Consider the following 23547-nt stretch of genomic DNA (forward strand, 5'->3'; position numbering starts at 1 on the left):
CGGGGCGGTCACTCCACGTAGGCCATGGCCAGCGACGGTCCCCGCCCGTCCAGGGTCAGTCCGGCCAGCCCCTCGCGGTACGGCAGCCGGTTCTCGTACCGGCAGACGGGCACCACCACCCCGAGCCGTACGAGCAGATCGTCCACGGCGGCCCACGCCCGCGCCTGTTCGCCGGTGTCCGCCGACTCCAGGGCCCGGTCGATCGCCGCGTGCAGGGCGGGGTCGTCGTACGCGCCGAGCCCGTGGCCCTGAGGCACGCGCGTGTCGAAGAGGCCGCGCAGGAACAGGGCCGGATCCGGCGAGTGCGTGGAGTGCGTCACCAGGCGTAGATCGACGTCGTCGTCGCCGGTACGGGTCGTCCCGGCGAGCGCCGCACTCCCCGGGGCCGTCGTCGCCCGCGCCCGGAACCCGGCCTTGTTCAGGGCGTCGACGACCAGCAGGGCCCGGGCGCGCGCCGCCGGGTCGCTCTGCTCGTACCCGACGACGATCCGGTACCCGGTCCCCCCGGCGTCCGCGAGCATCATGCGGGCAGCCTCGGGATCCCCGTTCCCTGCCGCCCCGGTGTCCTGGTATCCGCGCACCCCGGGCGGCAGGAGACGTGCGGCGGCGACGGCATCAGGAAGGACGACGGCACGGTCGTCCCGACCCGCCCGGACGACGCTCTCCCGCGGGAACGCCCGGACCAGCGCGCGTCGCACGGTCACGTTCTTCACCCGTCGTGTGTCGACGACGTAGAAACTCACGGCGGTGCTCGCGCCCCGCACGGTCCGCAGCGCGGGCGGGACGGCCCCGGCGGGCGCGTCGTGGTCGAGGCTCACCGCCGGACGCTCCGCGGTCGAGGCGGCGACGACCTGCGCCGGCGGCGCCCCCTTCGCGTCCCACTGTTCGAAGAAGAACCGGTCGGGGTAGGCCGCCCGGAGCGGATCGGTGGCCGCGTCCCAGTGCGGGTTCCGGGAGAGGACGGCGGACTGCAGGTCGCCGCCGCCGACGACGCTCCACTCGACCCGGTAGGGACCGCAGGAGGATGAGGTGATCGCCCCCTCTCCCACGTCCTTGGCGGACCGGACGGGCGCACCGGCCGGCCCGGCGAGAAGGTAGGGGAATCCGTGATCGGGCCGATTCAGCCGGTAGACGACCGTCCGGGTGCCGAGCGCCCAGACCCGCTGCACGGCCGTCACGAGCAGGCCGCCGAGGGGGCTCCGGTCCGTGTCCTGGTCCACGAGCCGGTGGGCGAGCACGAAGTCCGCCGCCAGGACGGCGGTGCCGTCCTCGTACCGGAGGTTCTCCTTCAGCGTGAACCCCCACTCCTTGCCGCCGTCCAAGGACAGCCCGGGATCGGTGGCGAGGTCGCCGACGAGCAGGAGCCGGCCGTCCCGGGTGCGCTTGAAGCCGGTGAGATGGCGGGAGACGAGCCGGCGGAGCTCGGCGACGGCCGACGACGACGGGAGGTCCGCCGGGTCGAACGAGTCGCCGAGGAGCGGACTCAGGACGACGACCTCCCCACCCCTGCCCGCCCAGGTGGGACCGAGGGCCGGACCCCGGGAGTCCTCTGCGGAGCCGAGGGGGATGTCGTACGGGCCGGGGCCGGACCCCTTCCCGGTCGGCTCGTCACCACCGGCGTCGTCGAGCATCCCCAGGGCCATGCCGCCACCGCCGAGGACCATGGCGCCGAGGACGGACAGGAAGCCGCGCCGGGAGGGCGGTTCGCCGGGCGGGGGGCCGTCCGCCGACGCCTCCGCGGGCGCCTCCGCCGACACCTCCTCGGACACCTCCTCGTACGCTTCGAACGCTTCCTCGTACGCCTCCGCCGACGCCTCCGCCGACGCCTCAGCGGGCGCCGGAGGGGCGATGCGGTACGAGGTGTCGGCCCGGGGCACGGGCACGGGCACGGATGCGGATGCGGATGCGGGTACGGGTGCGGACGCGACGGCCCCGGTCCCCGAGCCCGCAGCCTCCGACCCCGCGCCCCCAGCCCCTGACCCCCCAGCCCCAGCCCCTGACCCCGCAGCCCCCGCCCCCACCAGTGCATCAAGCCGCTCCGCCGCGGCCTTCGCGTAAGGCCGCCCCTCCGGATCCTTGGCCAGCAGCTCGGCGACCAGCTCCGCCCACCCGTCCGGCAGCCCCGGCCGGAGCCCACCGACCGCCGGAGGCGCCTCGTGCAGGTGGTGGTGGATCAGGGCGGCCGCCGAACCCGAGGTGAACGGCGGCCGCCCGGTGAGGAGTTCGTACAGAACACATCCGAGCGAGTACACGTCCCCGCGAGGGTCCTCGGGCCCGTCCTTGAACCGCTCCGGCGCCATGTAGTGGGCGGTTCCATTCGGCCAGTCGCCCGTGCGCGTGAGCCGGTGAGCGGTGATGTCGAGGAAGGTGGCGACCCCGAAGTCGAGCACCTTGACCAGGTTCTCTTCAGTGAGGAAGACGTTCGCGGGCTTGATGTCCCGGTGGACGACCCCCGCCCGGTGCGCGGTGGCGAGCGCCCGGCAGATCTGGGCGCCGACCCGCGCCACCTCGCCGGGCGGGAGCGGCCCCTCCTCGCGCAGCCGGGCCGCGAGGGTTCGCCCGGTGAGCAGCGGCATCACGAGGTACGGGACGTCCTGTCCGTCCTCCCCGACGGCCGTCCCGTGGTCGTGGATGCCGACGATGTACGCGCTCTCCAGGGCGGCGGCGGCCCGCGCCTCCCGGTGGAAGAGCGCGAGCATCCGCTCCCGGTCGGCGTCGGACGCGCCCTCGGGTGCGGCGAGCACCTTCACGGCGACGCGGCGGCCGAGCCGCGCGTCCTCGGCGCGCCAGACGACGCCCATACCCCCGGCGCCGACCCGCTCGGCGAGCTCGTACCGGCCGTCCAGAACCATGCCCCGCATGGAGTCAACCTAGCGGCGGGGTGGTGGAATTGTCGGATCAGACGGGGGAGACGTTCCTCCAGAGCTGGGTCTTGCTGCTCGCGTCGCAGGTGTACGACATCAGGAACGGCGGCCCGGCGACCATGCACTGGCCGCTGTTCATGTTCTTGATGGTGCTGCCGGCGGACGTCTTGGTGCCGATCTTCCACGACTGGAGGCTGGAGCCGTTGCACGCCTTGGCGGTGTAGCCGGGGGTTCCGCCCGGCTGGAGGCAGTGGCCGGACTGCTTGTTGACCAGTCGGAAGGTGCCGTTCGCGCCGGGGGAGTAGATCCAGGCGTAGGAGATCGTGCCGCCGTTGGAAGGCGGGCTGCCGCACGGGGCGGTGATGGCCAGGATGGTGTACCCGGGGTTGGACTCGGCCAGGCACTCCCCGTTGGAGACGCTCTCGATGGAGTACGTCCCCGAGGGCGCCGAGCCGCCGGTGGGGGGCGGGGGAGCGGGCTGGGTGGTCGTCCGCGAGGGCTGCGGGGCGGGCTGGGTGGTGGTCGACCCGCCGCCACCGCCGGGGCTGGTCGTGGTCGACCCGCCACTGCCCGGACTGGTGGTCGTGGACCCGGACCCGGAACCGGAGTCACTGCCGGAGCCGCTCCCCGACCCACTTCCCGAGCCGCTTCCCGATCCGCCCCCGGGTATCGCACCGGTCCCGCCCGCACCGCCGCCACCCGTGACGGGCGGCGGGACGGCGGTGGCGCCGCCGGGAGGAGCGGAGGAAGGCCCCTTGGAGGGGGAGGCGGGCGTGGAGGTGCCCGGCTTGGCGGACGACGACGTGGGGAGGGGCGCGGGGTTGCCGGGCGCGGGCTGCGAGGCCACCGCCGAGGGCGAAGAGGAGGTGCCGTCGGCCGCGCCGAGGCGGCCGATCTCGTACGGGCCGAGGGCGACGGTCAGGGTGGCGCCGGTCGTCACGACGACCGGCACGGCGAGCATGACGAACCGGTTGCGCCGCACGCGCCGCTTGCCGTCGGCGGCGGCTCCGGTGACCGCGAGGGCGTCGGGGGAGGCGGTCGCCGGCTCGCGCCCGGCCTGTGGGGTGAGGGAGGCGGTCGCGACGTCCTGGGCGGGCTCGATCCGCTCCAGCTCGGCCAGGTGCTCGGCCGTGGGGGCCTCGGCGGCGAAGGCCGCCCGCTCGCCGATGCGTTCGGCGACGGCGGCGGGCCACGCGGCCCCGGAGGCCCGCTCGTCGGCGAGGTCGACGAGGGCGGCGGCGGTCGGCCGGTCGGCCGGGTCCTTGGTGAAACAGGTCCGTACGAGCGCGGCGAGCTCGGGGTCGGTCTCGGTGAGCCGCCCGAAGTCGGGCTCGCCGTGGACGACCCGGTAGAGCAGGTCGGGCCCGGAGCCCTCACCGAACGGGGGCCGCCCGTTCGCCGCGTACAGGAGAAGGCTCCCGAGGGCGAACACATCGGCGGCACCGGTTAGTTCGCGTTCGGCGACGGCCTGCTCGGGGGCCATGTAGGCGGGGGTTCCGATGACCATGCCGGTCCTGGTGAGCCGGCTCTGGTCGGCGGCGCGGGCGACGCCGAAGTCGATGAGGGAGAGCCCGTCGCCGGTGAGCATGACGTTGGAGGGCTTGAGGTCCCGGTGCACCATGTCGGCGCCGTGCACGACCCGCAGCCCGGCGGCGGCGTCCCGCAGCAGCCGCCACAGGGCGTCGCCGGACAGCGGGCCGCCGTTGAGACGGATGGCCTCGCTGAGGGTGATGCCGGGGATGAACTCGGTCGCGAACCACGGGGGTTTGGCGGTGCGGTCGCTCGCGAGGAGCTTGGTGTTGGCGCCGGCGGGCAGCCGGGCGAGGTTGTCGAGCTCGTGCCCGAAGTGGCTCAGGAAGTCGGCGTCCTCGGCGAGTACGGGAAGGACCCGCTTCACCGCCGCGAACTTCCCCGGTACGGCGCCGAGATAGACCCGCCCCATGCCCCCGGACCCGAGTACGCCGAGCAGCCGGAACGCCCCGATCTGCCGGGGGTCCCCCGCTTCCAGTGGCATGGCCCCGCTGCCGTCCAGACCGCCCAGGCCCGTGTGGTCTTCCTGTTCCCCCTGCATGGGCCACACATTAGCTGAGGGTTATTCACATCTGTACGGAGGCCAAGTCGTCGATTCCGTAACGGGGTTGGCGGGTCCGAACGAGGCGTCCTTGGCGTTCACTCCCAAGCCATTGCAACAGCCGGATGTGAGATGTTGCGTTAAGTGTCATGGCGGTTGCAATGAAATAGCGGCTTTGACCTGCGCTAATGTAGATATAACGCAACGAGCATGTTGCTCGATCCTTGAACGCAACGTAGCGTTTGCGTTGTCAGAAACAAGCAGCGAAACGCTTCAGGGAGACACACCATGCAGAAGTTCGCCACCACCGCCGCGATCGCCACCGTCCTCGACATCCCCGCCGGCCGGATCCGGCTCATCGCCGCCGACCGCGCCGACGCCACCGTCGAGGTCCTCCCGGCCAACGCCGCGAAGAGCAGCGACGTGAAGGCCGCCGAGCAGGTCACGGTCGACTACACCGACGGCGTCCTGCGGATCGAGGCCGCACCGGCGAAGAACCGGATCGTGGGCAACTCCGGCTCGGTCGAGGTCACCGTCCAGCTCCCCGCAGGCTCCCGCGTCGAGGCCACGACGGCCGCCGCCGAACTCCGGGGCGTCGGACGCCTGGGCGACGTCACCTTCGAGGGTGCGCAGGGCACGGTCAAGCTGGATGAGACCGCGAGCGCCCGTCTGACCCTGCAGGCCGGTGACATCACCGTCGGCCGCCTGGGCGGCGCGGCGGACATCAGCACCCAGCAGGGCGACATCCACATCACCGAAGCCCACACCGGCACGGTCACCCTGACCACCCAGGCCGGGAACCTGACGATCGGCGCCGCCCGCGGCGTCTCGGCCTCCCTCAACGCCGCCACCACCTTCGGCCGCATCGACAACGCGCTCAAGAACACCGACGGCGCCGACGCCGCCCTGACCATCCACGCCACCACCGCCGCCGGCGACATCACCGCCCGCAGCCTCTAAGCCCCATACCTCCCCCTCCACACACACGGAAAGAAGGCCCACCATGACCGCTCTCACGCAGCCCGCCGCCTGGACCGGCATGGTCCCGGTCGACGACACCGCGCTCGCGGTGACCGACACCGGCGGCACCGGCCGCCCCGTGGTCTACCTCAACGGCTCCTACGCCGACCAGAAGCACTGGCGCCGCGTCATCACCGAACTCGGCGGCGGCGACTACCGCCACATCAGCTACGACGAGCGGGCCCGCGGCAAGTCCGACCTCGCCACGGACTACTCCTTCGAAGCGTGCCTGCGCGACCTGGACGCCGTCCTCACCGCCCGGGGCGTGGAGCGCCCGATCCTGGTCGGCTGGTCCTACGGCGCGATGCTCGCCGTCCACTGGGCCGCACGGAACCCCGGCCGGGTCCTGGGCGTGGTCTCCGTCGACGGCGCCCTGCCCCACGACTGGCTCGACGACGCCGCCAAGGTCCAGATCCGCAAGCTCTTCCGCCGCCTCAGCCCGGTCTTCCCCGTCGCCCGCCGCCTCGGCATGGCCGCCCGGATGAGCGCCGCCGAACACGCCGAGATCAACATCGAGGTCAACGAACTCTGCGCACCCGCCGCCCTCGACCCCGTCTTCGACCAGATCACCGCACCCACCCGCTACGTCCTGGCCACCGGCGGCAACCTCGGCGGCGACCCGGTCCTCATGGAGAAGATCCGCGGCAACCTCACCCCCGTCATCGCCCGCAACCCCCACATCCAGCTCAGCGCCAAGGTCCCCAGCAACCACTCCAAGATCCTCCGCAAGGACTTCCGGGCCGTCGCCACCGCCGTCCGCGAACTCACCACCACCCCCGACCACCAGGCCGGATGACCAGGCCCGTTCGAAGGGTCCCGTCCCTAATTGGTTTGCCGTCGCCGAATCCGGTCGGATAGGAATCCCTCATGCTTAAAGGCACCAAGGTCGGGCTCAGGGCCCGGCACGAGGACGACATCCCGATCCTGCTGACCGAGCTCTACGACGACGCGGTCATCGGCTCGCGGGCGGAAGGCGGGCCGTGGCGGCCGATCACGCCCGGCTCGAAGGATCCGCGGCTCGTGGTGGACGACAAGGACCAGACGAGCGTCCCGTTCTCCGTGGTGGAGCTGGAGGGCGGCACGCTGGTCGGCACCGCGAACTTGTGGGGCATCGACAACCACAACCGGTGCGCGCACATCGGCCTCGGGCTGCTGCCGGCCGCGCGCGGCAAGGGCTACAGCACCGACGTGGTCGCGACGCTGTGCCACTACGGCTTCGTCGTGCGCGGCATGCAGCGACTGCAGATCGAGACGCTGGCGGACAACACCGCGATGCTGCGCTCCGCCGAGCGCAACGGCTTCGTCCGCGAGGGCGTACTGCGCTCCTCGGCCTGGGTGCTGGGCGAGTTCCTCGACGAGGTGCTGCTCGGGCTCCTCGCCCAGGACTGGAAGCCGAACACTCCCTAGAGCGTGCTCCGCACCGGAGCCGCCGCCAGGATGTGCGGGGCCGCCTCCGCCAAAGTCCGGAAGTGCCGGTGGGCGCCGTCCACGAGGGCCGGGCCGTTGACCGACCAGACCGTCATCCCGGCCGCGAGCCCCGAGCGGACCCCGGAGGGCGCGTCCTCGATGACCAGGCAGTCCGCCGGGTCCGCGCCCAGCTTCTCGGCGGCCAGCAGGTACGGGACGGGCGACGGCTTCCCCTCGGCCACGGAGGCCGCGTCCACGATGAGCCCCGGCAGCGGCAGCCCGGTCCGCTCGAACCGCCCCCGCACCCGGTGCTCGTAGTTCGACGTGACCAGCGCCCACCGGTCGGCCGAGAGCCCGGCGAGCAGCTCGGCGGCCCCGTCGTACGCCGCGTACGTCCCCGTACGGACGTCCTCGTCCTCCAGCTCGTGCAGAAGGGCGAGGCACTCGTCCGGGTCCTGCCCCGGGGCGACGGCCGCGAAGGTCTCGACGGGCCGTGTCCGGAGCGCGACGGCGTACACCTCGTCCCCGTCGAGCCCGTACCGCGCGGCCCACTCGTGCCACATGCGGCGCTGGTCGGCGACGGCGTCCATGAGGGTGCCGTCGACGTCGAAGAGGACGAAGGTGCTGGTGGAGGTCACGCCCCGGATGCTACGGCGTGGCATCCGAGGCGCGAACCGGCCGTGACGGTCCTAAGGGGCCGTCACGACACCGACGTGAACTTCGTTCCCTCGCCCGCGTACAGCGACGTCACCGACTTCGTGAACGGAGCCGACCACGACCCCGTCCCCAGGAAGACGTGCGTCCCCGCCGCCCCGTAGGCGACGAGGTCCGGCCGCCCGTCGTTGTTCGTGTCGCCGGCGCCGACGAGCTGGCTGTAACCGCCCCAGCCCGCACCGACCTTGACCCGGGTCGCGAGCGTGCCGTCGCCCTTGCCCTGGTACAGCCACAGCACGCCCGAGGCGTCGCGGGCGAGGAGGTCACCGGCCGGGCCCCCGGCGATGTTCCCGACGGCGGTCAGCTGGTTGTAGATGCCCCAGCCGGGACCGAGCTTCGTACGGCCGGAGTAGGGCGCGCTCCAACTGCCCGTGCCCTTGTAGAGCCACAGCACGCCGGACGTGTCGGTGGCGAGGAGGTCGGCCTTGCCGTCGCCGGTGAGGTCGGAGCCCGCCGCGAGCTTGTTGTAGACGCCCCAGCCCGGACCGACCTTGATACGGGTCGCGAACGTGCCGTCGCCCTTGCCGAGGTAGTTCCACAGCACACCGGCCGTGTCCCGGGCGAGGACGTCACCGGCGGCGGCGCCCGCGTTGTTCCCGGCCGCCTCGATGATGTTGTACGTGTTCCACCCCGCGCCGAGCTTCACGCGCGGCTTCGCCGGCGTCACCTGGCCGCCCACCGGCCAGTCGAGCAGGTCGTCCCGCCACAGGACGCCCGCCGAGTCCCGCGCGAGCAGGTCGGCCGAACCGTTGTCGCTGTAGTCGTGCGGGTTCGTCTTCCGGACCACCTTGAACGTGCCGCTCGTGTACGACGGGGCCCCGATGGCGCTGGCCGACGTCAGGGTGACGTCCCAGGTGTAGTCGCCGTTCGGGGCGCTGATCCCGCCCGTCAGGCCGTCCCAGGTGAGCCGCGCGGGCGCCGAGGGCAGCGCCAGCCGCTTCGCGTACGTCTTCCCGGTCGCGGTGTGCCGCAGCCGGACGTCCATGTTCACGTTGTACCGGGAGAGCTGCCACTCCATGGCCACCTGACCGCCGTTGCGGTCGAGGTCGGCCACGGCGGGGACGGTGCTGCCGAGGAGCGTCGGCGAGGTCGACACGCCGGGCGTGGGCGCGACCAACGAGGCTGTCGGGTAGCCCGCGTTCGCGTCGACCTTGAACAGCCCCTCGCCGTCCACACCCCTCCCGCCCTGGACGAGGATGCTCCCGTCGGGCGCGGTGGACGTGGACGTGAAGTGGTCGAGCAGCGTCACCGTCGCGCCCGTGAGGAGGTTCTGCGCGGTCAGCGCGTGCAGCGGGTCGGGGGAGGTCGCGGTGAGCCCACCGGGCGCCCCGTACAGCATCCACTCCCCGGAGAACCCGACGACGACGCCCCGCGTGCCCCCGGTCACCGGGACGGTCTTGAAGGGCTTGGACTCGGTCCGCCTCTGCACGGCCACCCGAGTGACGCCGTCCACGTACTCCGTCCAGGCCAGGTAGTCCGGGCTGACGGCGGTGGTGACGGTGGCCGGGTCGAAGGGCGCGACGACCGACTCCGGCCTCATGAAGTTGCCCAGGAGGCTCGTCAGGGCGCGGTAGTACGTCGTCCCGCCCAAGGTGCTCGTCTTCCTGAAGAGGACGACCACGTCGGTGCCGGAGTGGGAGACGATCTGGTAGCTGTGGGCGTACGGGACGGTCGAGATCTGCTCCTGCTGCTGTACGCCGTTCACGCGGGTGAGCCGGTAGAGGTACTCGCCCCCGGAGGTGTTGGGCACGCGCAGATAGAGCGTCGAGCCGGCCGCCCCGGCGATCGTGTAGTTCGTGCCGATCCCGATCGGTTCCACGAACGACGTGAACATGCTGACGCTCATGTCGTACACGGAGAAACGGTTCCCCTCGCGGGTGATCACCGTGTCCGAGCGGGTCGGGGCGGCGAGCGTCCCCGGAATGTTCGTCCGGCTGCCGTCGGAGAACCGGATCCACGTCAGCGTGGTCCCACCCGCGCCGTCGTCCTTCTTCGTGAGGAACCCGGTGTTCCCGCCACTGACGAGCTTCTCGCCGGCCGGGAGGGTGACGGCGTCCTGTGCCGTGGCCGGGGCGGCCACTTCGGCGACCGCGGCGGGCGCGGTGACGAGCGTCCCGCCGACGGCGGAGACGGCGAGGACGGCGGTGACGGCCACGGCGAGTCTGCGGCCGCGTATGTGCGCGTGATTCATGGTGCGTGTCCCCCCAGGGAAGCGGGCGTGGTGTTACGCAACACCACGCCCGTTACTCATGATTGCGTTGTAGCCGCAGCGTACGAGACGAACGCCACCCAGGTCGCGGGGGATACGGCGAGCTGGGGTCCGAGGGGGGTCTTGGAGTCGCGGAGGTGGATGGTGGTGGGGTGGAGGGCGACTTCGAGGCAGTTGCCGCCTTCGCCACTGCTGTAGCTGGACTTCTGCCAGTCGTAGGCGACTTCGAGGCACTCGCCGCCCTCAGGGCCGCTGTAGCTGCTCTTGAACCAGGCCAGATCCGCGGTCTTCATCGTTCTCCCAGCCGTTTCTCGATCCAATCCAGGGACTCCCGCTTGGTGAGTGCCTGTGATCGCAGGATCCCATAGCGCTCGGAGTGCTGGCGTACCTCTTCCGGGTCGGTGATCAGCCGGGCGTGACCGTAGACCTCGGTGTAGGCGACCTCGCGTCTACCCTTAGGGGTAAGTAGGGTGAACGGGCTGCCCAGGTACGGGTGTTCCTCGGCGTCCTGGGGGAGGATCTGCAGCTCCACCGTGCGTCGCTGAGCCACCTCCTGGATGCGTAGGAGCTGCTCGCGGTGGACCTTGGGTCCGCCGAACGGTCGGAGCAGAACCGCTGCCTCCAGGACGAAGCTGATGGTCGGCACGGGCCATCGGTCGAAGATCGCCTGCCGTGAAATCCGGTCGGCCATCCGCTTCTCGATGGTCGCCTCGTTCAGCATCGGGCGACTGCGTTCGAAGAGCGATCCGGCATAGGCGGGTGTCTGGAGCATGCCTGGCACAGCCTGCACCGCGTAATAGTGCAGAGCGACTGCCTCCGCCTCCTCCTTCGCGAAGCTCCGGAACCAGTCCGGGTGCCGCACCCGCGCCTTCGCCTGCGCCTCCCGCAGGTCATCCACCGCCGCTACGAGCACCCCGCCCGCGTCGAGCACCGGGTCCGCCCGGAGCAGGAAGTCCGGCTGGGGAATCCGTACGCCCCGTTCGATCGCGGAGATCAGGTCCTCGCTGCAATGCGTGATCTCGGCGAGCTCCGCCTGGCTCAGGCCCGCGTTCTTCCGCAGCACCTTGATGATCTTCCCGAGCGCACGGAAGAGGTGCGCCGTCCCGTCTGCTTCGGACGGCCGTTCCGGCCGTTCCGCCTCGTTCTCCGACATCCGTACCGCCCTCTTGGCGCACCCGTACAGTGACTCAGCGTCGTCGCGTCGCTGCTGTTCAGCGTAGGGCGCGGCGGCCAGGCTCAGGGGCATGAAGTCCGAAACCACCACCCCAACCAGTGAGTTCACGCTCCGGCTCTCGGCGACGCGCCGGGGCGCGCGGCTCGCCCGACTACTCGCCGTGCAGCAGCTCCACGACTGGGGCGTGACCGGCTCCGCCGCCGACGCGGCAGAACTGGTCGTCGCCGAGCTCGCGAGCAACGCCGCCCTGCACGGCCGGGTGCGGGGGAGGGACTTCGAGGTACGGATGGAGCGCGCCGCCGACCACGTACGGATCGAGCTGTCGGACGCGCGCGGCGAGCGGCGGCCGTTACCGGCCCGGGAGCCCGATGAGGGCGGCTACGGGCTGCTGCTCGTAGCCGCCCTCGCCACCGCGTGGGGTGTGAAGGAGCGGTGCGTCGGCAAGACGGTCTGGGCGACCGTGCCGACGGGGGCGTCCGTCAGAAGCGGGTGACGGTACCGGACCCCCCCAGCCCGTAGGCGTTGTTGACGAGGGAGCGCGACGCGTACGGGGCGCGCCAGCTGCCGGTGCCCTTGTAGAGGTACGGCGCGCCGTAGATGTCGTACGCCATCAGGTCGGCGATGCCGTCCCGGTCGGCGTCGCCGAAGCCGAAGACGTCCGCGTACCCCTGCCAGCCGCCGCCGACGCGGATGCGGCTCGCGAAGGTGCCGTTGCCGTTGCCGAGGTACATCCAGAGGACGCCGGCCTTGTCGCGGGCGACGAGGTCCCCGGCGGGTGCTCCGGCGGCGTTGCCGACGGCGGTGACCTGGTTGTAGATGCCCCAGCCGGCCCCGACCCTCGTCCGGTTCGCCAGAGGGGCGGAGGCGTTGCCCGTGCCCTTGTAGAGGTACATGACGCCGGTCTTGTCGGTGGCGACGAGGTCGGGGCGGCCGTCGCCGGTGACGTCGCTGCCGGCCGCCAGCTTGTCGTAGATCTGCCAGCCGGCGCCGATCCTCACGCGGGGCGCGAGGGCGCGCACGGCGCCCGGGTGGAGCCAGAGCACGCCGCTCTTGTCGCGGGCCAGGAGGTCGGCCTGCGGGGAGCCGCCGAGGTTGCCGGGGGCGAGGAGGCGGTCGTAGACCTCCCAGCCGGTGCCGTCAATGCCGTTGCTGAGCAAGGTGGAGTTCAGCTCGGTTCTCGACGGGCCCAGCAGCTGGCTGCTGTCGTAGGCGCGCAGCTGACCGTCACGGTCCCGGATGAGCAGGTCCGAGGTGCCGTTGTCGTTGAAGTCGTGCGGCCTGACCGCGCGGGCCATCGTGAAGCCGCCGGTGCGCACGATGTCGGGGCCGATGCCGTTGGCGGGCTTCGCCGTCATCGTCCAGGTGTAGTCCCCGTTGTACGCGGGGAGGCCGCCGCTGAACGTGCCGTTCCACTCGAAGGCGTAGGGGACGCTCTCCGAGCGCGTCCCCCCGGACGAGGTCCATTGCTTGCCGGACGCGGTGTGCCTGATGGTCAGGAGCACCCTCGCGTTGTGCCGGACGAACGTCCACGACGCCTTCAGCGAGCCGCCGTTGCGGTCGCGGTCGATCACGCCGCTCGGCAGTGGGGTCTCTTCCTTGAGCACGAGGGCCGTGGGGACGCCGGTGGTCACCAGGAGGGATGCGGCGGGCGTGCCCGTCTCGTCGGGGGTGATCCGGTACAGGCCCTCGCCCTGCCCGACCGTGCCGCCGGTGGCGATCAGGCTCCCGTCGGAGGACTGGGTGGTGTTGGTCGCGTGGTCGAGGAGATCGACCGTCTCGCCGCCCTTCAGCGGGCGGGCGGTCAGCGTGTAGTCGGCGGTGCTGATGTTGGAGTCGACACCGCCGGTCACGCCGGAGACGACCCAGTCGCCCATCAGCTGGACGGTCGTCTGGTACGCCTCGCCCAGCGGCGTCCGCTCGACCTCCGTCCCGCCCCGCCGGACGACGGCGAGGGTCGCCTTGTTGTAGTCGGGCCACTCGATCCAGGCCACATGGGTCGGTGACACGGCCGAGGCTGAGTAGAGGGTGGTTTTGAGGGTGTCGTACGTCTCGATGACCGAGGCGGACGCGGTGTCCACGAGCGCCACCCGGAACTGGTCGACGCCGTTCGCCTGGGTGAGGTAGTGGACGATGACGGTGCCCGGCGTGCCGGCCGCGAAACGCAGGTACGTAGCACCCTCGGGCAGGCCGGTCAGCTTGTGATCGACGAGCCGGCCCTGGTCGTCCTGGCTGAACAGGTGCGGTTCTTCCTGGTTGTTCACGTTTGTCAACGCGATGAGCCCGGTGTCCAGGTACAGCTTCGGGGCGTAAGTCCCGCCGAGGGTGCTGGTGTCGTAGGTCATCAGCTCGGTGCCCGTGGACATGTCGATGTGGGTGCGGGTGGTGCCCATGGCCCGGATGACGATGTCCGTGCCGGCGGCTGCCCCGTACGGAGTACCGGGCAGCGTGGTCTGAGCGCCGTCCTGGTGCCGCGTCCAGGTGTAGACGCGGGTCGAGCCCTCCATGAAGGACGACAGGAAGCCCGTGGGCCCGCTGCCGGCGACCCGCACGCCCGCCGGCATGGTCAGGGCGTCCTGCTGGTCCGTCGCTTGGTCCGCACCCGCCGTGACAGAGGCGGGCGGTGCGGCCGCGACGGCGGGGGTGGCCAGTCCGGTGGCGGTGACGGCGAGCACGGCGGTGACGGCTGCGGCGAGCCGGTGCCGGTGCGTACGCGTGTGGAGCAAGAGCGTGCCTTCCTGGAACGAAGGAGGAGGAAAGAGGGAGGTCAGAAAAGGTTCACGGCACCCGTGCCGAGGTCGTCCGGGTTGTAGACCCCCTGGCGGGAGCCGAACGGCGCGCGCCAGTCGCCGGTGCCGTTGTAGAACGCGAGGGTCTCGTAGGTGCCGCCCGCGACGCCCTGCACGACCAGGTCGTTGCGGCCGTCGAGGTTGGTGTCGCCGACGCCGACGATGTCGCTGTACCGGTCCCAGCCGCCGCCGACGCGGATGCGGCCGGCGAAGGTGCCGTTGCCGTTGCCGAGGTACATCCAGAGGACGCCGGCCTTGTCGCGGGCGAGGAGGTCTCCGGCGCGGGCTCCGGCGATGTTGCCGGTGGCGGTGATCTGGTTGTAGATGCCCCAGCCCGCGCCGAGCCGCACGCGGTTGGCGTAGGGGGCGGAGGCCTTGCCGGTGCCCTTGTAGAGGTACATGACGCCGGTCTTGTCGGTGGCGACGAGGTCGGGGCGGCCGTCGCCGTTGAGGTCGGACCCGGCGGCGAGCTTGTCGTAGGTCTGCCAGCCGCCGCCGATCCTCGTGCGCGTGAGGAAGGTCGTGCCGGTGCCCTGGTAGAGCCAGAGCACGCCGGTCTTGTCCCGGCCGAGGATGTCGGCGTGGACGGAGCCCGCGATGTTCCCGGCGGCCGTGACGCGGTCGTAGATGTTCCACCCCGCGCCGTACCCGACCCGCTCCCGCTTGCTCGGGGTGCCCCAGTGCCCTGTCTCGTACAGGGTCTGGCGGGCGTCGTAGCCGACCAGGCGGCCCGCGCTGTCCCGGACGAGGAGGTCGGGGGAGCCGCTGTCGGAGAAGTCGTGCGGGGCGGGCTTGTTGGCGACCGTGAGCGCGCCGGTCTTCTCCAGCGTCGGGCCGATGCCGTCGGTGGGGCGTGCCGTCATCCGCCACGTGTAGGCGCCGTTGTAGGCGGAGGTGCGGTTGTCGAACATGCCGGTCCAGGTGACCCCGCTGACGTACGCCCTGTCCAGGAACGTGGGCTCGGAGTTCCAGCGCTTGCCGGACGCGGTGTGGGTCAGCTGGAGCCGGATCTCGACGTTCCCCCGGTCGACGTCCCACACCCACTCCGCGTCCTGGCCGCCGCTGAAGTCGACGACGGTGGGAACGGTCCGGGCCACCGCCCCGACAGCGGTGGGCTCGCCGGTGCGCGCCACGAGGGTGGCGACCGGGGTGCCGTCCGGGCCGGGGGCGATGCGGTAGATCCCCTCGCCGTGCGCGACGGTGCCGCCCCGTACGAGCTGCTTGCCGTCGGCCTCGCTCAGGACGCGCTGCACGCTGTCCAGGACCTTGACGGTCTTCCCGGTCGTCAGCGAGCGGGCCGTCAGTCCGTGGAGGGGGTTGGGCGGGAAGTTCGGGTTCCAGGTCACGCCTTCCGCGTTCACGCCGTACGTCACCCAGTCGTCGCCCAGCGGTTCGGCCTGGACGCTCCCGGAGCCGAGGGGGATGCGCGTGGGCGCGGTCGTGGTGTCGCCCCGCCGGGCCACGGCGAGGGTCACGGCACCCTGGCCGGAGATCTCGGTCCACACCACGCGGGTGGCGGAGGTGCTCACGTCGCCCTTGTCGGTGAGCAGCGGGAGCGCCCGGTCCTCGACGACGGTGCCGGTGGCGACGTCCACGAGGGCGAGGTGCCTCCCGGGCGTGCCCGGGAGGGTGTACGTGAGGATCAGGGTGTCGGTCGAGGACAGCTCGAACCTCTGGACCGAGGCGTTCGCGGGCAGGCCGGTGACCTTGCGGTTCAGGACCGTGTCTTCCGGCTTGCTCACGAGGTGCACGTCGGTGCCGCCGGTGGCGTTCGGCTTCCGCAGGACGAGGGCCGAACCGATCACCCGGCGGAGTGTCGCGTCCGGGCCGAGAGCGGTGGTGTCGATCACCACGTCGGCGCCCGTGGCCAGGTCGTGCAGCGTGTGGACGCTCCCCGCCGACGTGACGGCGAGGTCCGTCCCCGGGCTGCCGAAGTACGACCCCGGAGGCAGCGGGGTCGTGACGCCGCTCTCGTACCCCGTCCAGCGGAACTCGGGCAGCGCCGGTGACGTCGCCGGCACAACGGTCAGGAACCCCGAGGGGCCGAAGCTGGCCAGGCGCGAGCCGGCAGGCAGTGAGAAGGCGCCCAGGTCCTGCTCCGTCGACGCCGAGGCCGCGGCCACGGTGCCGGAGAGCGGGGCCGCCACGGCCGGGACGGTGATTCCGGCCGAGGTGACGGCGAGAACGGCCGTGACCGCCGCGGCGAGACGCCGTCGGGGTGTACGAACGTGGAGCAAAGGGATCCCTCCCCCAGAGGTACCGGCACGGCGGTGATCCGCCGTTGCGGAGGGGACTCATGGGGAAGGTGAATAGTTGTACGGGAAGGCCGAGGAGCTCCCCCTCTTTTCGGCGTAAGGCCGCCGGAAAGAGGGGGAGTTGTCAGCCGATGGGACGTTCTCAGCCGATCAGGTTGTACGGCGTCGTACCCGGCCGGTAGAGGTCGGTGACCGTCCGCGTGAGCGGCGCCGCCGGGTTGCCCGTACCGACGTACACGTACGTGCCGCTCGGCGCGTACGCCAGCAGGTCGTTGCGGCCGTCGCGGTCGGCGTCGCCGGTGCCGACCAGGTGGGTGAAGCCGCCCCAGCCGCCGCCGAGCCGCACGCGGCTCGCGAAGGTGGCGCCGCCCGTGCTCGGGTACAGCCAGAGGACACCGGCCGTGTCACGGGCGACGAGGTCGCCGTGCGGGGCGCCGGTGAGGTCGCCGACGGCGGTGATCTGGTTGAACGCGCCCCAGCCGCCGCCCACCCTCGTACGGCCGGAGTAGGGCGCCTTCCAGCTGCCCGTGCCCTTGTACATCCAGAGGACGCCGGAGGTGTCGGTCGCGAACAGGTCGGCCCAGCCGTCGCCGGTGACGTCACTGCCGCCGGTGATCTTGTTGTACGCGTTCCAGCCCGCGCTCACCTTCAGGCGGGTCGCGAACGTGCCGTCGCCCTTGCCGAGGTACGCCCAGAGCACGCCCGACGCGTCCCGGGCGACGACGTCGCCCGCCGAGGCCCCGGCGACGTTGCCGACGGCCTCGATCTGGTTGTACGCGTTCCACCCGGCGCCGAGCAGCTGGGGCTGGAGCGAGTGGATGTAGTCGGACATGTCGCCCTTGACGAGGTCGTCCCGCCACAGTCGGCCGGCGGAGTCCCGGAGCAGGAGGTCCGGGGTGCCGTTGTCGGTGTAGTCGTGCCCGGCGGGCTTGCGGACCACCGTGAAGTTGCCGGTCTTCCGCAGCTCCGGACCGATGCCGTTGAGCGGCTTGGCGCGGAACTCCCAGGTGTAGGCGCCGTTGTAGGCGGAGACGCCGACGAGCCTGCCCGACCAGTTGACCGTGACCTTGCTCGTAGTGAAGACAGTGCCGCCCTGGCCCGAGAACGGGAACTGCTCCGTCTTCCCGGTCCGGGTGTGCCGCAGCGTCACCGTGCCGGACACGTTGGGCCGGGACAGGGACCAGGTGAAGGTCGCCTTGCCGTCGTTCTGGTCGAGGTCGACGACCGCGGGGACGTCGGTGCCGGTGAGCGTGACCTCCGTCGGGGCGTCGGTGCCCGCGAGCAGGGTGGCGGCCGGGGTGCCGTCGGCGCCCGGGGCGATCCGGTAGACGCCCTCGCCGTGCTCGATCGTTCCGCCGCGTACGACGAGGGAGCCGTCGGGGGCGTCGGCGACGGTGGTGACGTGCTCCAGGAGCTTGATCGCCGGCCCGCCGGCGAGGGGGCGGGCGGTCAGCGGGTAGAGCACGGACGGGGAGTTGGCGGTGAAGCCGTACGGACGGGAGGAGGTCACCCAGCCGCCCACGAGGCCCGTGTGCATCCCGCCGCCGCCGTCCGGCAGGTATCCCAGATCGGTGTACGTGGGCGTGCCGCCGCTGCCACGCGGGGCCGTGGCGAGGCGGACCCGGTCGGGGGACACGTACTCGACCCAGGACCAGTGGGTGGCCGAGAGGGAGGCGTCGGCGATGGGCCGGGCGTTCGCCGGGAGCGTCTCCAGGACCTCGCCGGTGAACGTGTCCACGGCGGCGACGAAGTTCCGGGAGTCGCCGTAGGGGCCCGTCGCGTAGTGGAGGAGGACCGTGCCCGGGTGGGTCGCGGAGACCTTGCCGAGCCGTGCGTCGGTCGGGATGCCCTTCACGAAAATGGTGTCCGTCGACGTGCCCGACTTACGGAGCAGGATGATGTCGAGCACGCCGTTCTCGGTGGTCGACGCCACCAGCGACGAGCCGGCGACCCCGCGCACGTAGTGCGTGCCCGGGGTCGAGATGCCGGTCAGCATGCTGCTCGGCTGGGCCATGTCGTTGACCCAGTAGGTGGACTGCCCCTCCTTGCGGGAGAAGACGGTGTCCGACCCGTTGCCCAGGTAGGCGGTCTGCGGCTCCTTCAGGACCCGGGTCGAGCCGTCCTCGTAGTTCGTCCAGCGGTACTCGGAGCCGGTCGGGGTCCCGGAGGAGGTCAGGTACCCGGTGACCCCGGCGCTGACGACCTGCGAGTTCTTGGGGAGCGTGACGTCGGCCTGTGCGGTCTGCGGGGCCTGCGGGGCCTGTATGGCAGCGGTGGCCGGGGTCGCGGTCACGGCACCGCCGGCGGTGATGGCCAGGACGGTGACGACGGCGGCGGCGAGCTGCCGTCTGGGGGTGCGGGAGCGAGACAAAGGGATCGGTTCCTCTTCGATTCGTCTGCGATGCGTCACGTGACGTGGTTGATGCCGTAGCCCGAGCTGTTGATGACGAGGGCGTCGGTGGGGACCCGGGTCTGGAAGGGGGTGCGCCAGCTTCCGGTGCCCGGGTAGACGTACGAGGTGTTGTTCGGGCCGTAGACGTAGAGGTCGGCGCGGCCGTCCATGGTGGCGTCGCCGATGCCGACGATCTGGCTGTACTGGTTCCAGCCTCCGCCGACGCGGATGCGGCTGGCGAAGGTGCCGTTGCCGTTGCCGAGGTAGAGCCAGAGGACACCGGCCTTGTCGCGGGCGACGAAGTCCCCTGCGGCCGCTCCGGCGACGTTGCCGACGGCGCTGATCTGGTTGTAGATGTTCCAGCCGGCGCCGACCTTGGTGCGGTTGGCGAGGGGCGCGGAGGCGTTCCCGGTTCCCTTGTAGAGCCACATGACGCCGGCGGTGTCGGTGGCGAGGATGTCGGCGCGCCCGTCGCCGGTGACGTCGCTGCCGGCGGCGAGCTGGGTGTAGATGTTCCAGCCGGCGCCGATGCGGACCCGGTCGGCGAGTTCCTTCGCCTCGTCGCCGGTGCCCTGGTGGAGCCAGAGGACACCCGCGGCATCGCGTCCGACGACGTCGGGCGCGGTCGTCCCGGCGATGTCACCGACCGACTCGATCAGGGAGTAGCCCTGCCAGCCCCCGCCGATGTACTCGGCGCCCTCCCCCGGCACGACCTTGCGGTTCCAGGCGTCGTACATGGTGTCGAGGCGGTACAGGCTCCCCGAGCGGGCGCGGAAGAGCAGGTCCGGCGAGCCGTTGTCGTTGAAGTCGTGGATCTTGGGCTTGCGGACGACCTTGAAGTCGCCGGTCGCGTGCAGGTCCTCGCCGATGCCGTTGTTCGGCTTGGCGGTCAGCTTCCAGGTGTAGTCGCCGTTGAACGCGGCCTTGCCGGGTTCGCCCTCGCTGGTGGCGAAGTTGCCGCGCCAGAGGAAGCCGGTACCGCTGGAGGTGTCCGTCATGGCGTAGCGGTACAGCCGCCCGCTCTTCTTGTGGATCAGTTCCACGGTGACCGAGGCGTGGTCGTGTGACATCTCCCAGTGCAGATGGACCCGATTGTTCCCGGGGTCGAGATCGACGACGGGGCCGACGTTCGTCGAGAGGAGCGTCAGCGCGGTCGACTCTCCTGTTGCGGCGATGAGTTGCGCGGTCGGGAGGCCGTCCGCCCCGAGCGTGATCCGGTAGACGCCCTCGCCCTCGTCGACCGTTCCGCCGCGCGCGAGGAGGGTGCCGTTCGGAGCGGGCACCACGCTCGACACGCGGTCGAGCAGCTTGACCGTCTGGCCGCCGGTGAGCGGACGGGCCGTGAGCGGCAGCAGCGGGTCTCCGGCCACTCCCTCGCCGGTGCCGGTGGACCGGCCGTAGGCGACCCAGTCCCCGAACAGGCTCAGGACCTTGGGGTCGTCGGCCTGGCCGACGGCGATCGTCGTGTCCGTGCCGGACGCCCGGTCGGACACGACCAGGTTCTCGCCGTGCCACCGGACGAGCTTCGTGGCGGAGACGACGACGGGCTCGTACTCACTGGAGCCGCCGGCCGGGGGCGGGTACGTGCCGGTCACCGCGCCCGTGACCAGGTCGATCGCCAGGACGGTCTTGGACCAGTCGGTCCCGACCGGACGGTACGACACGACGGCCGTGCCCGGCGTTCCCGTCGCCGTGATCACGGAGTCGAGGTCGGCGGGGACGCCCTTGACCGTGACGTCGGAGACGGTGGTGCCGCTCTTGGAGACGAGGTGGAGTTCCTGCGACCCGCTCGCGGTCCGCACCTGGACGAGGAGGGTGGAGCCGTACGTGGCCACCACCTTGCGCGTGGAGCCCAGCTGCCTGAGGTCGATGACGACCGGAGCCGCGTCGGGCGCGGTCATGTCTCGCAGCCGGATGACTCCGTAGTCGTACGTGTCGGCGACCGGCACGATGTCGGAGACCAGGGCGTTGGGCAGCGCGGGCCCGGCGGAGTACGCCTCCGAAAGCAGGGTCGAGGTGCCGTCCGGCCGGTACCAGCGGTACTCGTAGCCGTACGTGCCATCGCGGTCGTAGTGCTCGGTCGTGCCGAGGAAGCCGCTCGTCCCCGAGCTGATGACCTCGGTCTTGGTCGGCAGCTTGGGCACGGGCAGGGGGTCTGCGGCCGGGGTCGCGGTGACCGCGCCGGTCGCGGCCGGGGTCGCGGTGGCCGGGACAGCGGTCACGGCGGTACCCGCGGTGACGGCGAGGGCGGTGATGACGGCGGCGGCGAGCCGGCGTCGTGCGGTGGGGGAGGGAGACAAGGGATCGTTTCCTCTCGGATGGGAGCGGCCAGGATCAGTCAGGAGTGGCCGGGAGCCGTCACATGACGTGGTTGATACCGAAGCCGCCGTCGTTGATGAGGACGTCGGTGGGCACCCGTCCCTGCAAGGGCCTGCGCCAGTCGCCGGTCCCCCGGTAGATGTACGAGGTGTTGTTGGGGCCGTAGGCGTAGAGGTCGGCGCGGCCGTCCTTGGTGGCGTCGCCGATGCCGACGATCTGGCTGTACTCGTTCCAGCCGGCGCCGATCCTGACGCGGGTGGCGAAGGTGCCGTTGCCCTTGCTGAGGTAGAGCCAGAGGACGCCGGCCTTGTCGCGGGCGACGAGGTCTCCGGCGGTTGCTCCGGCGAGGTCTCCGACGGCGCTGATCTGGTTGTAGATGTTCCAGCCGGCGCCGACCTTGGTGCGGTTGGCGAGGGGTGCGGTGGCTTTGCCGGTTCCCTTGTAGAGCCACATGACGCCGGCGGTGTCGGTGGCGAGGATGTCGGCGCGGCCGTCGCCGGTGACGTCGCTGCCGGCGGCGAGCTGGGTGTAGATGTTCCAGCCGGCGCCGATGCGGACCCGGCTCGCGAGGAGCCTCGACCACTCGGTTCCGGTGCCCTGGTGGAGCCAGAGGACACCGGCGGCGTCGCGGCTGACGACGTCGGGCGCGTTCGTCCCGGCCACGTCACCCGCGGACTCGATCAGGTTGTAGTTCATCCAGCCCGAGCCGATGTACTCGGGGGCCATCGCCGGCACGACCTTGCCTGCCACGGCGTCGTACGTGGTGTCGACGCGGCGCAGGCCCCCCAGGCGGTCGCGGAGGAGCAGGTCCGGGGAGCCGTTGTCGTTGAAGTCGTGGATCTTGGGCTTGCGGACGACCTTGAACTCGCCGCTCGCGCGCACGTCCTCGCCGGTGCCGTTGTCCGGGGTGGCGGTCAGGTCCCACGTGTAGTCGCCGTTGAACGGGTCCTTGCCTTCCCAGAGGAAGGAGAGCGCGCCGTAGTACCCGCCCTTGCCCGTGTGGACGGACGACCGTCCGCTCTGCTTGTGGACCAGCCTCAGGGTGTACGAGAAGTCGCTGCGCGTCAGCACCCAGTCCAGGCGGAGCCGCCTGTACCCGGCGTCGAGGTCGATGACGGGACCGAAGTCCGTCGAGAGGAGCCACAGGTGGCTCGACTTACCCGTGGAGAAGACCAGCTCGGCGGTCGGGGCGCCGTCCGCCCCGAGCGCGATCCGGTAGACGCCCTCGCCCCTCGCGGCCGACACGCCCTGGACGAGGAGGGTGCCGTCCGGACCGTGCGTGCCGTACGACGCGTGGTCGAGCAGCTTGACGGTCCGGTCGTCGGTGAGAGAGCGGGCCGTGAACGGCACCAGCGGGTCGCCGGGCGTTCCTTCGCCGGGGCGGGTCGCCTTGCCGTAGGCGACCCAGTCCCCGAGCAGGCCGAGCACCGCGGAGCCTTCGGGCCGGCCGACGGTGATCGAGGTGTCCGTGCCGGTGGCCCGGTCGGTCACGACGAGGTTCGCGTCCTGCCACAGGGCGAGCTTCGTCGGGGAGGACGTCCCGCGCCGGGGGGCGTCCTCGTAGGCCACGGGCGGGTACGCGCGGGTCACCGCGCCCGCGACCGGGTCGATCACGACCAAGGCGCGCTTCGCGGAAGCGGCGTCATCCGGCGGGCTGTACGTGACGAGCACCGCGCTGGGCCCACCCGTCGCCGTGAGCGCCTTGCCGAACGTGGCCGGGACGCCGGTGATCGTGCGCTCGGTGACGGTGGTGCCGCTCTTGGAGAGGAGGTGGAGTTCCTTGGGACCGTCATAGGGCCCCACCTCGGCGAGCACGGTGGAGCCGATCGTGGCCACGTAGCGGTAGTCGGAGCCCCGTGTGCCGAGGTCGATGACGACCGGTGCCGTACCGGCGGGCGCGGACATGTCGAGGAGCTCGATCACCCGGCCGCTCGGGTCGACTCTCGGCATGATGTCGGAGAAGGCGAGATTGGTCGGCATGGGGTCTTCGTAGGCGCGCTTCTGAATAAACGTCACGGTGCCGTCCGGCCGGTACCAGTGATAGTCGGTCATGAATCCGTCGTAGTCGCCGCGCGTGGTGGAGCCGAGGAATCCGCTCGGGCCCGAGCTGACGAGCTCGACGTCCGCGGGGTACTTGTACCCCGCTCGTACGTCCATGGCCGAGGCCGCCGAGGCCGCCGAGGTCGCGGAGGCCGTGCCGGCCGTGGTCGCGGTGGCCGTCGGGGCGGCGGTGACGGCAGTACCGGCGGTGAGCGCGAGGACGGCCGTGACGGCGACGGCGAGCCGGCGCCGGGGAGCGGGAGAGGGAGTCAAGAGATCGTTTCCTCTTGGGTCGG

15 protein-coding genes are annotated in these 23547 nt (G+C 71.6%); 4 read left to right on the forward strand and 11 right to left on the reverse strand.

What is annotated here, in order from left to right; all coding sequences use genetic code 11:
* Positions 1-8: 8 nt before the first annotated feature.
* On the reverse strand, positions 9-2861 hold the full coding sequence (locus OG580_RS20830; protein ID WP_267045190.1) for an ABC transporter substrate-binding protein: 2853 nt from the start codon (positions 2859-2861) through the stop codon (positions 9-11).
* A 37-nt stretch (positions 2862-2898) separates the two neighbouring features.
* On the reverse strand, positions 2899-4935 hold the full coding sequence (locus OG580_RS20835; protein ID WP_267045191.1) for a protein kinase: 2037 nt from the start codon (positions 4933-4935) through the stop codon (positions 2899-2901).
* A 288-nt stretch (positions 4936-5223) separates the two neighbouring features.
* Between OG580_RS20835 and OG580_RS20840 the strand changes: the two genes are divergently transcribed.
* The 3 genes from OG580_RS20840 to OG580_RS20850 all read left to right on the forward strand — a co-directional run bounded on the left by OG580_RS20840 (position 5224) and on the right by OG580_RS20850 (position 7362).
* Positions 5224-5895 carry a DUF4097 family beta strand repeat-containing protein gene (locus OG580_RS20840; protein ID WP_267045192.1) on the forward strand — a complete coding sequence of 224 codons (672 nt, stop codon included), beginning with the start codon at positions 5224-5226 and terminating at the stop codon, positions 5893-5895.
* A 43-nt stretch (positions 5896-5938) separates the two neighbouring features.
* Entirely contained in the window at positions 5939-6751 is an 813-nt protein-coding gene (locus tag OG580_RS20845) for an alpha/beta fold hydrolase (RefSeq protein ID WP_267045193.1), read from the forward strand.
* A gap of 71 nt (positions 6752-6822) precedes the next feature.
* Positions 6823-7362 (forward strand): GNAT family N-acetyltransferase, encoded by a 540-nt coding sequence (locus OG580_RS20850; protein WP_267045194.1) that lies wholly within the window; start codon positions 6823-6825, stop codon positions 7360-7362.
* Here OG580_RS20850 and OG580_RS20855 read toward each other — a convergent pair.
* From OG580_RS20855 to OG580_RS20870, 4 genes are all read right to left on the reverse strand, one after another.
* Positions 7359-8000: an HAD family phosphatase gene (locus tag OG580_RS20855; RefSeq protein ID WP_267045195.1), complete on the reverse strand. Its 642-nt coding sequence runs from the start codon at positions 7998-8000 to the stop codon at positions 7359-7361. The two genes, OG580_RS20850 and OG580_RS20855, sit on opposite strands and share 4 nt — an antisense overlap.
* Positions 8001-8062: 62 nt before the next feature.
* The gene (locus tag OG580_RS20860; RefSeq protein ID WP_267045196.1) at positions 8063-10267 is read right to left on the reverse strand and encodes a VCBS repeat-containing protein; all 2205 of its coding nucleotides are present in this window, start codon (positions 10265-10267) and stop codon (positions 8063-8065) included.
* 56 nt (positions 10268-10323) lie between these two features.
* Positions 10324-10578, reverse strand: coding sequence for a DUF397 domain-containing protein (locus OG580_RS20865; protein ID WP_267045197.1), 255 nt, complete (start codon positions 10576-10578; stop codon positions 10324-10326).
* Positions 10575-11438, reverse strand: coding sequence for a helix-turn-helix transcriptional regulator (locus OG580_RS20870; protein ID WP_267048068.1), 864 nt, complete (start codon positions 11436-11438; stop codon positions 10575-10577). The genes OG580_RS20865 and OG580_RS20870 overlap by 4 nt, the downstream gene beginning before the upstream one ends.
* A 91-nt stretch (positions 11439-11529) precedes the next feature.
* Here OG580_RS20870 and OG580_RS20875 point away from each other — a divergent pair, with 91 nt between their 5' ends.
* Entirely contained in the window at positions 11530-11952 is a 423-nt protein-coding gene (locus OG580_RS20875) for an ATP-binding protein (RefSeq protein ID WP_267045198.1), read from the forward strand.
* Here the strand turns inward: OG580_RS20875 and OG580_RS20880 are convergent.
* The 5 genes from OG580_RS20880 to OG580_RS20900 form a co-directional block, all read right to left on the reverse strand.
* A complete protein-coding gene (locus OG580_RS20880; protein ID WP_267045199.1) occupies positions 11939-14182 on the reverse strand; it encodes a VCBS repeat-containing protein in 2244 nt (747 codons plus the stop codon). The two genes, OG580_RS20875 and OG580_RS20880, sit on opposite strands and share 14 nt — an antisense overlap.
* A 41-nt stretch (positions 14183-14223) precedes the next feature.
* On the reverse strand, positions 14224-16482 hold the full coding sequence (locus OG580_RS20885) for a VCBS repeat-containing protein (RefSeq protein WP_267045200.1): 2259 nt from the start codon (positions 16480-16482) through the stop codon (positions 14224-14226).
* A gap of 160 nt (positions 16483-16642) precedes the next feature.
* Positions 16643-18871: a VCBS repeat-containing protein gene (locus OG580_RS20890; protein ID WP_267045201.1), complete on the reverse strand. Its 2229-nt coding sequence runs from the start codon at positions 18869-18871 to the stop codon at positions 16643-16645.
* Between the two features lie 35 nt (positions 18872-18906).
* Complete coding sequence (locus OG580_RS20895) at positions 18907-21192, reverse strand: VCBS repeat-containing protein (protein WP_267045202.1); 2286 nt, start codon at positions 21190-21192, stop codon at positions 18907-18909.
* A 58-nt stretch (positions 21193-21250) separates the two neighbouring features.
* A complete protein-coding gene (locus OG580_RS20900; RefSeq protein WP_267045203.1) occupies positions 21251-23524 on the reverse strand; it encodes a VCBS repeat-containing protein in 2274 nt (757 codons plus the stop codon).
* Positions 23525-23547 lie beyond the last annotated feature (23 nt).

The organism is Streptomyces sp. NBC_00094 (assembly GCF_026343125.1).
GTDB lineage: Bacteria > Actinomycetota > Actinomycetes > Streptomycetales > Streptomycetaceae > Streptomyces.

Bases quoted from the DNA above. Each gene is read 5' to 3' on its own strand.
- OG580_RS20830 (WP_267045190.1), bottom strand. From the start codon at position 2,861: ATGCGGGGCATGGTTCTGGACGGCCGGTACGAGCTCGCCGAGCGGGTC.
- OG580_RS20835 (WP_267045191.1), bottom strand. From the start codon at position 4,935: ATGCAGGGGGAACAGGAAGACCACACGGGCCTGGGCGGTCTGGACGGC.
- OG580_RS20840 (WP_267045192.1), top strand. From the start codon at position 5,224: ATGCAGAAGTTCGCCACCACCGCCGCGATCGCCACCGTCCTCGACATC.
- OG580_RS20845 (WP_267045193.1), top strand. From the start codon at position 5,939: ATGACCGCTCTCACGCAGCCCGCCGCCTGGACCGGCATGGTCCCGGTC.
- OG580_RS20850 (WP_267045194.1), top strand. From the start codon at position 6,823: ATGCTTAAAGGCACCAAGGTCGGGCTCAGGGCCCGGCACGAGGACGAC.
- OG580_RS20860 (WP_267045196.1), bottom strand. From the start codon at position 10,267: ATGAATCACGCGCACATACGCGGCCGCAGACTCGCCGTGGCCGTCACC.
- OG580_RS20865 (WP_267045197.1), bottom strand. From the start codon at position 10,578: ATGAAGACCGCGGATCTGGCCTGGTTCAAGAGCAGCTACAGCGGCCCT.
- OG580_RS20870 (WP_267048068.1), bottom strand. From the start codon at position 11,438: ATGTCGGAGAACGAGGCGGAACGGCCGGAACGGCCGTCCGAAGCAGAC.
- OG580_RS20875 (WP_267045198.1), top strand. From the start codon at position 11,530: ATGAAGTCCGAAACCACCACCCCAACCAGTGAGTTCACGCTCCGGCTC.